General features: G+C 47.3%; 12 protein-coding genes, 2 pseudogenes and 2 other annotated features. Of the genes and pseudogenes, 11 read left to right on the top strand and 3 right to left on the bottom strand.

The window, feature by feature from the left end:
- The first annotated feature begins 18 nt into the window (after nt 1–18).
- Both ACKKE8_RS08920 and ileS read left to right on the top strand, forming a co-directional pair.
- The gene (locus ACKKE8_RS08920; RefSeq protein ID WP_409177858.1) at nt 19–1224 is read left to right on the top strand and encodes an MFS transporter; all 1206 of its coding nucleotides are present in this window, start codon (nt 19–21) and stop codon (nt 1222–1224) included.
- A 55-nt stretch (nt 1225–1279) separates the two neighbouring features.
- Nucleotides 1280–1538: a binding site (T-box leader), on the top strand.
- Nucleotides 1539–1607: 69 nt separating this feature from the next.
- Nucleotides 1608–4688 (top strand): isoleucine--tRNA ligase, encoded by a 3081-nt coding sequence (gene ileS / locus ACKKE8_RS08925; protein ID WP_409179084.1) that lies wholly within the window; start codon nt 1608–1610, stop codon nt 4686–4688.
- A gap of 68 nt (nt 4689–4756) precedes the next feature.
- On the opposite strand, the pseudogene ACKKE8_RS08930 reads toward ileS, so the two are convergent.
- Nucleotides 4757–4852: pseudogene (locus tag ACKKE8_RS08930) on the bottom strand (DUF4262 domain-containing protein); the annotation flags it as partial.
- A gap of 9 nt (nt 4853–4861) precedes the next feature.
- Here ACKKE8_RS08930 and ACKKE8_RS08935 point away from each other — a divergent pair.
- Nucleotides 4862–5209: pseudogene (locus ACKKE8_RS08935) on the top strand (efflux RND transporter permease subunit); the annotation flags it as partial.
- 84 nt (nt 5210–5293) lie between these two features.
- Nucleotides 5294–6268: a Gfo/Idh/MocA family protein gene (locus ACKKE8_RS08940; protein WP_409177859.1), complete on the top strand. Its 975-nt coding sequence runs from the start codon at nt 5294–5296 to the stop codon at nt 6266–6268.
- Nucleotides 6269–6347: 79 nt separating this feature from the next.
- Here ACKKE8_RS08940 and ACKKE8_RS08945 read toward each other — a convergent pair whose 3' ends face one another.
- Nucleotides 6348–6938: a TetR/AcrR family transcriptional regulator gene (locus ACKKE8_RS08945; protein WP_409177860.1), complete on the bottom strand. Its 591-nt coding sequence runs from the start codon at nt 6936–6938 to the stop codon at nt 6348–6350.
- Nucleotides 6939–7088: 150 nt separating this feature from the next.
- Between ACKKE8_RS08945 and ACKKE8_RS08950 the strand changes: the two genes are divergently transcribed.
- Both ACKKE8_RS08950 and trpS read left to right on the top strand, forming a co-directional pair.
- Nucleotides 7089–7742, top strand: coding sequence for a DUF2306 domain-containing protein (locus tag ACKKE8_RS08950; protein ID WP_409177861.1), 654 nt, complete (start codon nt 7089–7091; stop codon nt 7740–7742).
- A gap of 53 nt (nt 7743–7795) precedes the next feature.
- Nucleotides 7796–8049, top strand: a binding site (T-box leader).
- 98 nt (nt 8050–8147) lie between these two features.
- Nucleotides 8148–9134: a tryptophan--tRNA ligase gene (gene trpS / locus ACKKE8_RS08955; RefSeq protein WP_409177862.1), complete on the top strand. Its 987-nt coding sequence runs from the start codon at nt 8148–8150 to the stop codon at nt 9132–9134.
- A 177-nt stretch (nt 9135–9311) separates the two neighbouring features.
- Here trpS and ACKKE8_RS08960 read toward each other — a convergent pair whose 3' ends face one another.
- A complete protein-coding gene (locus ACKKE8_RS08960) occupies nt 9312–10205 on the bottom strand; it encodes a LysR substrate-binding domain-containing protein (RefSeq protein WP_409177863.1) in 894 nt (297 codons plus the stop codon).
- Between the two features lie 246 nt (nt 10206–10451).
- On the opposite strand from ACKKE8_RS08960, the gene ACKKE8_RS08965 reads away from it, so the two are divergent.
- The 5 genes from ACKKE8_RS08965 to ACKKE8_RS08985 all read left to right on the top strand — a co-directional run bounded on the left by ACKKE8_RS08965 (nt 10452) and on the right by ACKKE8_RS08985 (nt 14321).
- Nucleotides 10452–11387 (top strand): dipeptidase, encoded by a 936-nt coding sequence (locus ACKKE8_RS08965; protein WP_409177864.1) that lies wholly within the window; start codon nt 10452–10454, stop codon nt 11385–11387.
- Between the two features lie 35 nt (nt 11388–11422).
- Nucleotides 11423–12481, top strand: coding sequence for a P1 family peptidase (locus ACKKE8_RS08970; protein ID WP_409177865.1), 1059 nt, complete (start codon nt 11423–11425; stop codon nt 12479–12481).
- Nucleotides 12482–12559: 78 nt separating this feature from the next.
- The gene (locus tag ACKKE8_RS08975; RefSeq protein WP_409177866.1) at nt 12560–13369 is read left to right on the top strand and encodes an alpha/beta fold hydrolase; all 810 of its coding nucleotides are present in this window, start codon (nt 12560–12562) and stop codon (nt 13367–13369) included.
- Complete coding sequence (locus tag ACKKE8_RS08980; RefSeq protein WP_409177867.1) at nt 13366–13968, top strand: hypothetical protein; 603 nt, start codon at nt 13366–13368, stop codon at nt 13966–13968. The genes ACKKE8_RS08975 and ACKKE8_RS08980 overlap by 4 nt, the downstream gene beginning before the upstream one ends.
- Nucleotides 13965–14321, top strand: coding sequence for a hypothetical protein (locus ACKKE8_RS08985; RefSeq protein ID WP_409177868.1), 357 nt, complete (start codon nt 13965–13967; stop codon nt 14319–14321). Before ACKKE8_RS08980 ends, ACKKE8_RS08985 begins: the two co-directional genes overlap by 4 nt.
- The last annotated feature ends 66 nt before the right edge of the window (nt 14322–14387 follow it).

The raw sequence follows: 14387 nt of genomic DNA on the forward strand, positions 1-14387 counted from the left end.
TAAGATAGGAATGGATAAATGAATATGAGTAAACAAGAGAATAGTCAGAGACCGATTCTCTTCCTAATGATCAACATGTTTATCGCCATGCTAGGAATTGGCTTGATTATTCCAATATTGCCCGAATTTCTTAAAGAGTTCGGCGCGGGTGGGGAGACAGCCGGATACTTGGTGGCGGCCTTTGGAGTGACCCAATTTCTTTTTTCTCCGATTGCGGGGGAATGGTCGGATAAGTACGGTCGAAAAATTATGATTGTATCGGGACTCGTCCTGTTTACGATCTCCAATCTGGTCTTTGCCGTAGCTGAACAGACTTGGGTGCTCTACCTTTCTCGTCTGATCGGCGGAATCGGGGCAGCAGCGATGATTCCGTCCATGCTGGCGTATGTAGCGGACATCACCACCGAGGATAAACGTGGAAAAGGATTGGGTATGCTCGGAGCTGCCATGTCACTCGGATTCGTTATCGGACCTGGTATTGGTGGATTTTTGGCGGAGCTTGGCTTGCGTATGCCGTTCTACATTTCCGCGGCAGTTGGTGCGGTAGCCACAATCGGTTCCATCTTTTTCTTGTCAGAATCACTTCCGAAGGAAAAGCAGCTCGCGGCACGAAAAGGCAAAGAGAAGCAGGAAAACATCTTCGTACAACTCGGCAAGTCGTTTCAATCGTCGTATTTCATCATGCTGGTGCTGATCTTTACGATGACATTTGGCTTGGCGAACTTCGAAGTTATCTTCCCGCTGTTCGTCGATGCGAAGTTCGCTTATACTCCGCGTGATATTTCCATCATTATCACAGTGGGAGCACTTGCTGGTACGATTGTGCAGGGAGCGCTGATCGGCAAGCTCATTACTCGTTTTGGCGAGAAGAAGCTCATTAACGTGACGTTCTTCTTGTCTGCTGTATCGATGGTGTTGATGCTGTTGTCCGGTAACTTCTGGTATATGCTGATTATGACAGTGATCTTCTTTACCCTGACGTCGATTATGCGTCCAGCGATCAACACGCTGATCTCCAAGCGAGCAGGGGATGAACAGGGCTTCGTAGCAGGGATGAACAATGCTTATATGAGTCTGGGAAATATTTTCGGCCCAGCAGTGGCAGGTACATTGTACGGAGTTCATTTGAACGCACCGTATTTGTTCGGCGCGATTATCCTGATTCTCAGCTTGTTCTTGTCGCAGGTGGAAAGCCGTCGCAGCGTGAAGCGGGCCGTAGCATAACCCTTGACATTTTTTTGAAACCAGTGTAAAAAGTAAAGTAATAAAAATAACACCAACAAATTCATTGACGAGAAAGAGTAAGCTAATCCCCTTGTTCCCCAGAGAGTTGGCCCTAGTGCTGAAAGCCAACGTTCAAGATTTAGCCGAAAATCCTCTCCGAGAAGGAAAGCTGAAGCATTTGGAGTAAGCTGACCCGGAATCCCACCGTTACAAGGGACGCGTATGATGGTACGTAGTAGAGGTGCCGGAAAATCATGATTACATGAGCTTTTCGGAACAAGGGTGGTATCGCGAGATCAAATCTCGTCCCTTAGGGGGCGGGATTTTTTTGCGTTCTATGTACCTACACTTCTACGCAAACTACAGAAGAAGGAGTGTACATGATGAGGAAAGTAGACGTAAAAGAAAAAGCAAGGACACGAGAGTTACGTGTTCTGGATCAGTGGAGGAAAGACGATACATTCCGCAAGTCGATGGACAATCGGCTGGGAAAGCCTAATTTCGTCTTTTATGAAGGTCCTCCGACCGCCAACGGACAGCCGCATATTGGTCACGTGCTCGGACGGGTCATCAAGGATTTTATCGGACGCTACAAAACGATGTCCGGCTACCGCGTCGTCCGCAAAGCAGGCTGGGATACACACGGTCTTCCGGTAGAGCTTGGGGTGGAGAAGCGACTCGGCATTTCCGGCAAGCAGGAGATCGAAAACTACGGAGTGGCCAAGTTCATCGAGGAGTGCAAAAATAGCGTATTCGAGTACGAAAAACAATGGCGGGAGCTGACGGAAGGGATCGCTTATTGGACAGATATGGAGCATCCATATGTGACGTTGACCAACGACTACATCGAAAGCGTCTGGCACATCCTATCAGAAATTCATAAAAAAGAACTGCTGTACAAAGGACATCGTGTCAGTCCGTATTGCCCGGATTGCCAGACGACGCTCAGCTCCCATGAAGTGGCGCAAGGCTATGAAGACGTGAAGGACTTGAGTGCAACGGTCAAATTCAAAAGCAAGACAAGCGATGATATCTTCCTCGCGTGGACAACGACACCATGGACTCTTCCAGCCAACGTGGCTTTGACTGTTAACAAAGAACTCGATTACGTGCGGGTCAAGCACAAGGATGAAGTGTACGTCGTTGCAAAAAATCTCGCGGAGAAAGTGTTTAAGGAAGACTACGAGGTTTTGTCCACGCACAAAGGGGCAGAATTCGTCGGTACCCCGTATGAACCGCCTTTTGGCTATATCAAGGTAAACCATGGGCATATCGTCGTCGATTCGGACTATGTCAGTGATACGAGCGGAACTGGCATCGTGCATACTGCACCAGCGCACGGGGAGGATGACTATCGCACGACCCGTCAGCATGGACTTGATTTCGTGAACGTCGTGAATTTGGCTGGCCGCTATACCGATCAAATCTCGGATTTCGCGGGCCGCTTCGTCAAGGATTGCGACGTCGATATCGTCAAAGCCTTGTCGCATCGCGGTCTGCTGTTTTCCAAGGAGCGCTACGAGCACAGCTATCCGTTCTGCTGGCGCTGCAAATCACCACTTCTCTACTACGCGATGGAGAGCTGGTTCATCAAAACGACAGCGATCAAGGATCAGCTGATCGAAAACAATAGCAAGATCGACTGGTATCCGGGCCACTTGCGCGAAGGGCGCTTCGGGAAATTCCTCGAAGAGCTCGTAGACTGGAATATCAGCCGCAATCGGTATTGGGGGACGCCACTCAATCTATGGCTTTGTCAGGATTGTGGCTGCGAATATGCACCAGGCAGTGTAAAAGAGTTGCGTGAGAAATCTGTGGCACCACTCGACGAGAATCTGGAGCTGCACAAGCCGTTTGTGGATGAGGTGAAGTTGCGTTGCTCCTGCGGCGGTACGATGGAGCGGACTCCTGAGGTCATTGATGTATGGTTCGACAGCGGCTCGATGCCGTTTGCTCAGTACCATCATCCATTCGGCGACGAAAAGGTATTCCAGGAGCAGTACCCTGCCGACATCATTTCAGAAGGAATCGATCAGACGCGGGGCTGGTTCTTCAGCTTGTTAGCAGTTTCTACTCTGTATAACGGAAAAGCGCCTTACAAGGCAGTCATCTCTACGGGTCACGTATTGGATGAACACGGTCAGAAGATGTCCAAAAGTAAAGGAAACGGAATCGATCCGTGGGAGGTTATCGAAGAATTCGGAGCGGATGCGTTCCGCTGGGCGCTTTTGTCTGACAGCGCGCCGTGGAGCAGCAAGCGGTTCTCCAAGCGAATCGTCGCCGAGGCGAAGTACAAAGTGATCGATACGATCCATAACACGCATGGTTTTTATTCGTTATACGCCCTGATCGATGCATTCAAGCCAGAAGAGCATCCGCTGCAACCACCTGTAAACGAATTGGATCGTTGGATACTTTCCCGCTTGAATACCACCTTGCAGCACGTGGAAAGAGGTTTGGAAACGTACGATTTCATGAATCCGGCCGGGCATATCGAAGCGTTCGTCGACGAACTGAGCAACTGGTACATCCGTCGTTCGCGGGATCGTTTCTGGAGCAGCGGGATGACGCTTGATAAAGTATCTGCTTACCAGACGTTGCGGGAAGTATTGCTGACGCTAGCGAAGATGATCGCACCATACGCGCCGCTGATCGCAGAAGATATGTATAGCAATCTGGGGGGAGAAGGCAGTGTTCATTTGACAGACTATCCGAAGGTGAACACTGATGCAATCGACGAAACTCTTGAGCGGGACATGGATACGGCTCGACACATCGTGGAGCTGGCGCGAAATGTCCGTAACGAAACTGGACTCAAGACCAGACAGCCTCTGTCCGAGCTGATCGTGTCGATGGAGCAGCCATTTAACCTTGAACGATTTGCCGGCATTATCCAAGATGAGATCAATGTCAAAAACATTCGGGTGGAGCAAAGCGACAGCAGCTTCGTGACGTATCATTTCAAGCTCAACCTGAAGGTAGCTGGGAAAAAATACGGCAAGCTCGTTGGGCCAATCCAAGAATATTTGAAAGCATTGAATGCCGCCGATGCACAGAAAGCAGTGGACAATGGCTACTTGGATGTGGAGGTCGCAGGAGAGAGCGTGCGGCTTACGCTAGATGAGATACTCGTGGAAAAGCAAGGGAAGCAAGGCTTCGCTTCTGCATCCGGCTATCAGCTCCACGTGGCCTTGAATACGACACTCACAGAAGAGCTTGAGCAAGAAGGCTTGGTTCGTGAAGTCATCCGCGTCATTCAGGATGCACGCAAAAAGCTGGATTTGCCCATCGATAAACGTGTCCAGCTCACACTGGATGTGGACGATGAGCTACGAGCAGCATTGGAGCGCTTTGATCATGTTTTGCGTGAAAGTGTACTCGTTTCGGATGTGTCTTTTGCTAAAGCAGTGGACATGGAGACGGCCACGTTCGGAGATAAAACATTTGGTTTGCACATCGGGTAACAAAGCGGTTGGATAAAGAAACAGCTAGGGAACATGGTTGGTACACCGGTTCCCTAGCTGTTTTCTTCAATCTCTGGGTCAAACCAAACGTCTTCATAATCACCCGCAACTAAAAATCTCCAACCAACAGGTAATCCAAGATATTTTTTTATTTGGGGAGCCCATTAGTAGCTGGCTTTATCGCATTGGCCGGTATCGTCGTTCGCAACGGAATCGTATTAATCGAGTTTATTGAGGAAGCGAGACATCAAGGCGTCTCTCTGAACGAAGCAGTCACCGGGGCGGGGAAAGCACGGTTGCGTCCGATTTTGCTGACGACATTTGCCGCAGTAGCTGGTCTGTCACCGATGGCGATTAAGGGAAGCGTTCTTTTTCAGCCGCTCGCCATTACGATCATTTCTGGCTTGCTTTTCTCGATGTTACTCACGCTGATTGTCGTTCCCTCTCTCTATACAGTTGTCGCGATTCACAAGGAGAAGAAGCGGAACAAAAAGGATGCGCAGAATCAGCTGTCGATCTGAGCAATTCAGGAGGAATGTTCAGACAAATGGAGAAAGGGGTAGAGGCACGAAGACGAACATTCACCAGGAAGAGAGGAAATGCAGATGGACCAAGTGAAATGGAACGTTGGGGTTATTGGTGCAGGCGTCATGGGTGAGCGCATGATGAACGCTATCCGTACCCACGAAAAATTTCGAGTAGCCGCAGTGAGTGATGTATCTGCGGAAAGAGCACAGGAAGCCGCGCAAAAGTCCGGCGATGTGCCTTGGTACACAGATTATAAGGAATTATTGAAAAAGGTAGAGCTGGACGTCATCTATTTGGCGGTTCCTCCCAAATTCCATCACGCGATTGCCTTGGATGTACTGGCGCATAAAAAGCATTTGCTCTGCGAAAAGCCGCTGGCCAATTCGTTGACAGAAGCACAAGAAATGCTGGAAGCAGCAAATGACGCAGGGGTAGTCCATGCGATGAACTTCCCACTCTACTATCAAGGCGTTTTTCCTGAGCTCTCCCGCAGACTCGAAGAAATCGGGGATGTCCGCCGTATTGATATCCTGACGCATTTTCACCAGTGGCCGCGTCCATGGCAGCAAACTCCTTGGCTGGCTGGTCGCGAGCAAGGCGGTTTCATCCGTGAAGTGCTCCCTCATTTCACTCACCTGACTTACGAGCTCTTCGGAGACCTGCATGTAATCCGGTCAGAGGTAGACTATCCAGCAGATCCTGCGCTATGCGAGACAGGTGTATCGGCCTTCCTGCGTCTGACAGATGGTACCCCGGTTACGATCAATGGCTTGGCGGGTATCGCGCATGAGGAGCATTTGGATTATCGCGTGTACGGGTCAAAAGGGACGCTGAGCGTCGTGAACTGGAGCAATCTGTTTGTGGGTGGACACGGCGAGGCACTTGTTCCGGCTGAAGTTCCACAGCAAGACCGTCTCTCCCTGTTGTTGGATGAGCTGTCCATTGCGATGAAGGGTGGAGATGCTAGACTGGTTACGTTTGAGACAGGAGTGAAAGTACAGCAAGTGCTGGAAGCATTGCTCGGACATGAAAAAGTACACTACATCAAATAGAAATGAGCAGGAAAATTCCACGAAAAAAGAGCAGGTAGGCAGGGGTATCACATCCTGCGTGACTGCTCTTTTCTTTTTACTATGGCTTGTATGTCTGTAAAAGCTGCTCAATATGCTTGATGGCAAAATGGACATGCTTGTTATCGCGGGTGAGTCTACTTGCCATTATGGCTCCTTCAATAGAAGAGAAGATAACCGAAGCGACTGCTTCTGTGTCCATTTCGGAACGAAATTCTCCCTGGGTGATTCCTTCCTCCAGCAATCCCTTCATAAACGAAATGGTCTCTTGGTAAGCGGCGACGGCATAATCGCGAAGAACAGGGAACGAATGGTCACTTTCGACGGCTGTGTTGAGAAGCGGGCAGCCACCTTGGAGCGGAGGATTGTTTACCGCATCAGAATACACCTTTGCCATGGCTACGAGTTTTGCGGTGGCCGTGTCCTGTTTTTCCAATGCAGCCGCAAAATGTTCATTCAATACTTCACCCGCATATTTGAAGGCCTCTATTGCAATTTCATCTTTACTGGAAAAACCTCTGTAGAGGGCGCCTTTGGTAAGTCCCGTGGCATCCATGATGTCTTGCATGGAGGTTCCTGTATAACCGTTTTGATTAAACAGCTCTGCTGACTTCTGGATAATATGCAGCTTTGTTTTTTCGCCTTTTCGCATCGCGATAGTCCTTTCATTCGGCCAACACGGTCTATATTCGTCCAAGTTATTGTAACATTTCTCTCGTGTACGAATGAAGGCAATCATGTAAAATCAAAAAGAGACCGAACCGTTCGGTCTCAAAAATCGAACAAAGGGTTGTGTGGCAGGATGAACCGTATCAAACCGTATTCGATTGTCATTTTCGTCGCTTGTATAGCGATCACGTATGCACTCGTGCAAAATTTTATCATCGATCCAGAAGCAAAAGGCTTTCTCAGTCACAAATCAGATTACAACAAGGAGCGAATGAACACATCGATCTGGCTTACGGTCATGTATGTCCATTTGTTTTTCGCCCTGATTGCTCTGGTCTGTGGGGTGGCTAACTTTTCGGACAAGCTGCTCGCAGAGAACCGCAAGCTACATAAAGTAACAGGCTATGTTTATCTTTTTAGTGTGTTGGGCGTAGTTGTCACATCGGGATATATGGCCCCTTATGTAACGGGCGGAAAAGTGGCGAGCTGGCCCTTCCACCTGTTGAACATCATCTGGCCGGCCATCACCATTACGGCGCTCGTCAAAATTAAAAAGCGTCAAGTCATGAAGCATAAGGAATGGATGGTGAGGAGCTTCGTCTTCTTGTTCACCAACATGCTGATTCATCTGGTGAAGCTGATCTTGGAGAAGGTGGCAGGCTTGCCGTATGAGCTCAGCTACACAATCGCCGTATATGTAGCCATGATTGGACTTGTCGTTACGGCGGAGATGATCATTCGTACGAAACTGCGAGCATTGATGAAAAAATCATCCAACAAAATTTAATTTGATTTACCAATTGTTTTCAATTATTATATCTAGAATAATATATGAACGGATTAACGATGTTGATGAAGAGCAAGTACGTATCAGATAATGAGGTCCAGAGAGTCGGTGGTGCTGTGAACCGATCCTCACCTGATGCCGAATGGGCTTCTGAATCGCTCCGCTGAACAAAGAGTAGGCGCTGCCGGGATTCTCTCCCCGTTATCAAGAGAGGAGTATCGTATGATGTTCGACATCTTACCGTACTTTAGAGTGAATCGCTTTTTGCGATTAAAAAAGGTGGTACCACGATAACCTCGTCCTTTATTGGGCGGGGTTTTTTGTATTACTTGAAAGGGGTGATGTCGATGGATGATGGTTGGTGGATCTTAAGATACAGAAACAAAATTATGAGGAGGATCATAAGTGAAAGAACGTATTTTAACAGGCGATCGGATTACGGGAAAACTTCACCTTGGACATTACGTTGGTAGCTTGAAAAATCGAGTGGAGTTGCAAACACAATATGAAACTTACTTAATACTAGCAGACGTCCAAGCCCTAACTACTCATTTTGAAAAACCAGAGTTGATTAAACAAAATTTGCGTAATGTGGCATTGGACTATTTATCAGCAGGTATTAATCCTGATAGCGCAACAATATTTATACAGTCCTTGATCCCAGAGATTGCGGAGTTAACCACATATTTTTCCATGTTTGTTACGGTCAATTCGTTACGTCACAATCCTACAATTAAAGCGGAAGCTACGGAACGTGGGTTTCAAGATATGTATTACGGATTCCTTGGATACCCCGTAAGTCAGGCGGCTGATATTACTTTTTGCAAGGCGACGTTGGTTCCCGTAGGAGAAGACCAAGTTCCTCATATCGAACAAACAAGGAAAATTGTCCGTCGATTTAACCAACTTTATAAACCTGTGTTATTGGAACCCAAACCACTAGTTGGTGATGTTCCACGACTTGTCGGATTAGACGGAAATAATAAAATGAGCAAAAGTATTGGAAATACCATTGATTTGGACTCCACCCAAGAAGAGGTTAGTGAGAAGATAAAGAAAGCGATGACTGATCCTGCGCGAATCCATAAAACGGATATCGGCCATCCTGAAATTTGCCCTGTCTATGCTTATCATCAAGCATTTCGTAAAGAGAGCTCTGATGAGATTTATGAAAGTTGTACAAAGGGGCAAATTGGATGTATGGAATGCAAACGAAAAATTTCTCAGAGTATTAACGATTTACTTGAACCAATGAGGGAACGGAGAAGAATGTATCAAAACGATCCAAAAAAGGTAGATGAAATTCTTATGTCGGGTACAGAAAAAGCACGCCTTGTAGCAAAAGAAACAATGCAAGAGATACGTGAGGCAATGAGTATGAACTATTTCTAAATAGAAGCTACTCGTTTGTTTTCTTTTTATAGGTAATACCATGGATCGTTAAAAAAAGCCGATATTATCTACTAATAACATGAATATCGGCTTTTTTCATCCAATTCACCTCCAGGAGGACCAGCATTTTTGATGGTTTCTGTGCAGTGTTCTCAAAGGGCATCCTCCTTTTTCTCCCTATTGCTGCAAGGCTTTACTCTGCATCAAAAAGTCGATAAACGTACGCATAATCCCGTGAACAGGTGTATCCTTGAGGTAAATCAGCTCGAAGTTCCGGTTGATTTGCGGCAGATTCAGGACGTCTACTTCCTGCAGCTCGCCTTCGTCCAAGTCTTTGGAGATGGCAAACCGAGGCAAAAAGGCGATGCCCAGTCGTTGTTTGACCATCCGTTTCACGACCTCGATATTGTCAGCCTCCATGACGACATTGTTTTGTAGCTGAAAATGGCTGAACGCGTTATTGATCAGCTTCCAGTCGAGCGAGCCCCGATTGAACAAGATCAGTCGTTCACGTGCGACTTCTTCAATGGAAACCTGATGGCGATATCCAAACGGATGGTCGGGATAAATCGCTAAGACCATGTCATCCGGCATCAGCTGAATCCTGTTAATCTGTGGATGGGTAACGGCACGAGCAATTCCGAATGACACCTCGTGGTTCAGAACCATATCGAGCACCTGATGGGAATGCCCGGTTAGGATCGTCAGCTTGATTTTGGGGTACAACTGCTGGAATTGCTGGACGAGGTCAGGCAAAATGTAAAAGGCGGAGACAAAAACGGTGGAGATGGTCAATTCTCCCTCTACATCGCCTTGTGAGCGCTGAATTGCTTGCTGTCCCTCTTGCAGCATGTGCATGATGTTTTTTGCATAAGGAAGGAACAGATCGCCTTCTTTTGTAAGAGAAATCGTATGACCCGTACGTTGAAACAGCTTGCAGCCCATAGTCGTCTCGAGGGCCTTGATCCGCATGCTGACCGTGGGCTGTGACAAATAGAGCAAATCAGCCGTTTTGCTGAAGCTCCCGGTCAGGGCGACAAAGATGAATGCTTCAATTTGCTCCATATTCATGAGTAGTGGCTCCATTGTGTGAATTTTTAAACGTATAGGAGAGTTTAAGTGCTTCACAGCGTAAAAGCGACCAAGCTTAAACTTTCCGCAAAAAGGCGGTCGCTCCTCCTCGAACAAGCCTCGATAATGTTTTCTTAAGTGACTTATAGCAATAATTTATTGGATTCGCTCTCCAAAATACATTACCTTAACATTAACAGAATAGGTAGTGTTCTCAAAGGAAATTAGCACAAGGGATGGATACAAATGGCCAAAATGCCGATTATCGATTTGCACTGTGATGCCCTTCTGAAAATTTGGGAGAAAAATGGGGCTCTGTCCTTTGCGGATGCGGACGAGCTGGACGTCAACAGGAAGCGGCTACACGACGGCGGGGTAAAGCTGCAGTGCTATGCGATCTGGACATCACCTGAATTGTCCACGGAGCAACGTTTTCAAAAAGCTTTGGATCAAGTTCATTACTTTTATACAGAGGTTCTCGGAAAACATCCGGAAATGAAACAAATCCGTGATTGGAGCGATCTCGATCATTTGCAAGAGGGAGAGATCGGAGCGTTGTTGACGTTAGAAGGTGTAGAGCCAGTCGGCAACGATTTGAAGAAGCTGCACATTTTGTATCAGTTAGGGGTCCGCTCTGTGGGCCTCACCTGGAACTTCGCGAATCTCGCTGCGGATGGTGCGCTGGAACCGAGAAATGCCGGATTGACGACCTTTGGCAAGGAAATCATTCAGTTTCACAATGAGCATAAAATGTTGACGGACGTCTCGCATCTAGGGGAGGGCAGCTTCTGGGATACGATTGAACTCGCTACATACCCGATCGCGAGTCATTCAAATGCACGAGCGATCTGCGACCATCCACGCAATCTGACGGATGAACAGGCAAAAGCGTTATTTGCCAAAGGTGCGAATGTACACGTCGTCTACTGCACCCAGTTTATCAATGAAACGACACCAACCACGATAGGTGATCTGATCAAGCACATCGATCATTTTTGTTCACTCGGTGGCGTGCGCCATATCGGGCTCGGCTCAGACTTTGACGGCATTACCGCAAAGGTCGTGGGCTTGGAGCATGCGGGGCAGAGCCAAAACCTCATCAACGAGCTGCTCAAGCATTATAAGGAAGAAGAAGTGCGCGGGTTTGCCTATGAAAACTTTCTGCGCAATCGTCCCGTGTAAGCGATCGGCATAGCCTTACGAAAGGAATGGAATGCATGACGAAAAAAATTCGGCAGCTCGGTGCGACAATCGGGAGGCTGCCGGTCGGTGAGAAAAATGATATTACGGATGTAGCCGGAGTCCGAGTGGGACATGTGACGATTCAGCATGAGCTGGACAACGAGGACTATGCATGCACCGGTGTGACTGCCATTTTGCCACATGGCGGCAGCTTGTTTCGCGAAAAGGTAACCGCAGCCAGCTATGTGATCAATGGCTTCGGCAAAACGACGGGACTCGTGCAAGTAAATGAGCTGGGTGTTTTGGAATCGCCTATCATGCTCACCAATACGTTTTCTGTTCCCGCGGTTACACAAGGAACTCTGCAATACATGCTGGATACGAACGAAGAGATCGGGGACACGACCGGGACGATCAACATTGTCGTGGGCGAATGCAACGATGGTCATCTCAATTCCATTCGCCGCTGTGTCGTGCGCCCGGAAGATGCGAGAGAAGCGATTCAGAACGCAACGGACCAGTCCGTAGAAGAAGGAGCTGTCGGGGCAGGGACGGGGATGATTGCCTTTGGCTATAAAGGTGGTATCGGCTCGTCTTCTCGCATCGTAGTGGCTGACGAGCAGGCGTATACATTGGGGGCTTTGGTACTCAGCAACTTTGGCAACAAGAATGATTTCTTGGGAGCAAATCTGTTCACAAGCTGCAAATGCAATGATAACGCAGTAGAGAAGTCCGAGGATGGCTCCATCATCATCGTACTGGCGACAGATGCGCCGCTTAGTGATCGCCAACTGCTTCGGGTAGCAAAGCGCGCAGGAATCGGCTTGGGACGCACGGGGAGCCATTTTGGGCACGGGAGCGGCGACATCGTTATCGCTTTTTCCACAGCGCAAAAAATTCCACATCAGACAACAGCCGTTACAGAAACGCGCGTGCAACTACGTGAGGATCACCCAATCATGAACGAATTGTTTGCTGCGGCGGCGGAAGCGACAGAGGAAGCCATCTACCATTCTCTTGCGCAAGCAGTCACGACTACGGGAAGAAAAGGACGCATCGTTCATGCGTATCCGAGTCAGGACATAGGAGAGTAGTAACAGTAACATAACCCAACAACTGGAGACATACCTTGAGTGTAAATAGGTGCATGGTGTGAAACAGGAGGTAGGGTTATGTACATTGAAGTCGAAAAGGGTGTCACGGTTTTCGTTGAAGACCTCAATCCTGGCCCGAATAGCAAAACGATTTTTTTTGTTCACGGCTGGCCGCTCAACCATAACATGTTTTCCTACCAATTCAACGTACTGCCCGAGCAGGGGTTCCGCTGCGTTGCCATGGACATACGCGGCAACGGCCAATCGGACAAACCATGGAACGGCTATACGTATGATCGCTTGGCAGATGACATCTATGTTGTTTTGGAAGCACTGAAGATTAGGGATGCCGTCTTGCTAGGTTTTTCGGTGGGTGGAGCGATTTCGATTCGGTATATGTCTCGTTATGAGGGGCGTCATATTTCCAAGTTAGCGTTAGTGGATGCCGTTTCTCCTTCCTTTGTGAAAATGCCGGATTCTCCATATGGCGTCCCGAAGGAGCAAGCGGATGCGCTGATTAGTCAAATGTATGCCAATTTACCTGAGTTTTTAAACACAGTTTCTTTGCAGTTTTTCAATCGAAATTTAGGTACTGCTACGCTCCAGTGGTTTGTAAAAATGGGGCTGGATTCCGCTTCCTATGCACTCATCAAAATCTTGCAAGCAGCATCGAGGGAGAATGTAACAAAAGACTTGAGTCAAATTCGTGTGCCAACTGGAATCTTTCATGGGATTCACGATCAATTGATTTCATTCAAAAGCGCAGAGCTTACACAGAAGCAAATCAGGGGCTCGAAGCTGTTTCTGTTTGATAACAGCGGACACGGATTGCCGATTTGTCAGGCGGATGATTTTAATAAGAAGCTGGTGGAGTTTATTAACTCTTGAATGGTGAGGTTTTGAAAGCCGATATTTCTGCCTTTGTGCAGGATATCGGCTATTTCTTTTTGAATTTACCAAAATATAGTTTTCAATCGCACATGGAAAAACAACGATTAAGGATGGGGAAAATGAAGAAGAAACTGTGGATTTCTGTAGTACTTCTAGCAATATTTATGGGAGCTTTCTATTCTCTTGTGAAAGGTAATCCGCCATTAGATATTGGTACTCTTGCTTCAAGCAATGATCATAAATCTGTTGTTGTGGGAATTGGTAATAAGGGTTTTGGTGAAGTGAAAATATTGGGTGTTTCAGTTAACAACGATGAAAAACCATCAAAAACAAAAGTACAAGTTAGTAATGCCATGCAAGGGTTCATCATAACGGATGATTATGAAAATCAGGGCTCCAAACCGTATGGATTTCAGAATATAGAGGATATAGCGATGAAGGCAGGCACATCTGAGGGTACTGCTACGAAAAACGATGAAATTTATGGGCTTAGTGTTATTCATCATGAAGCAATAAACAGAGTGAATATAAAGTACAGCTATCTTGGGATTACATTTGATGAAAGGGTGTTCTTTGAAGCGGAGGTAAATCGATGAGCCAAATGAAAGTTGTATTCGTCAAGGTTCCATGGATGATCAGTCCCTCACATGATTTTGCCAGTTTTACTGGTTATGGGGATCGGGAGGTAAGTGTAGAAGTGTTGTGTGGATTTAATAAAAAACGCTACGACGAGGTCATGTCTAAGCTACAAGAGCAATACGGGGATGACATCCCAGACGACGAATACAATAAAGCGGGGAATGCTATCATTAAAATTACTTTCCAGCCAATTTGTCTTTTTACGATGTACGGTAAAATGGAGGGTTACGAGCGATATGATTTCAGCATGCTCGATCAGTACTATGATGGGAGACTGTCTTTGGGTGATGAATGGGGGAAAGAAATGTAATGGTCTCTCTCCGCGATGCCTTTGTTTTTCGTCCTTTTTTGAAATACTTCACTCTCGACGCACAAT

The sequence above is a fragment of the Brevibacillus fortis genome (assembly GCF_046196545.1).
Classification (GTDB): domain Bacteria; phylum Bacillota; class Bacilli; order Brevibacillales; family Brevibacillaceae; genus Brevibacillus; species Brevibacillus fortis_A.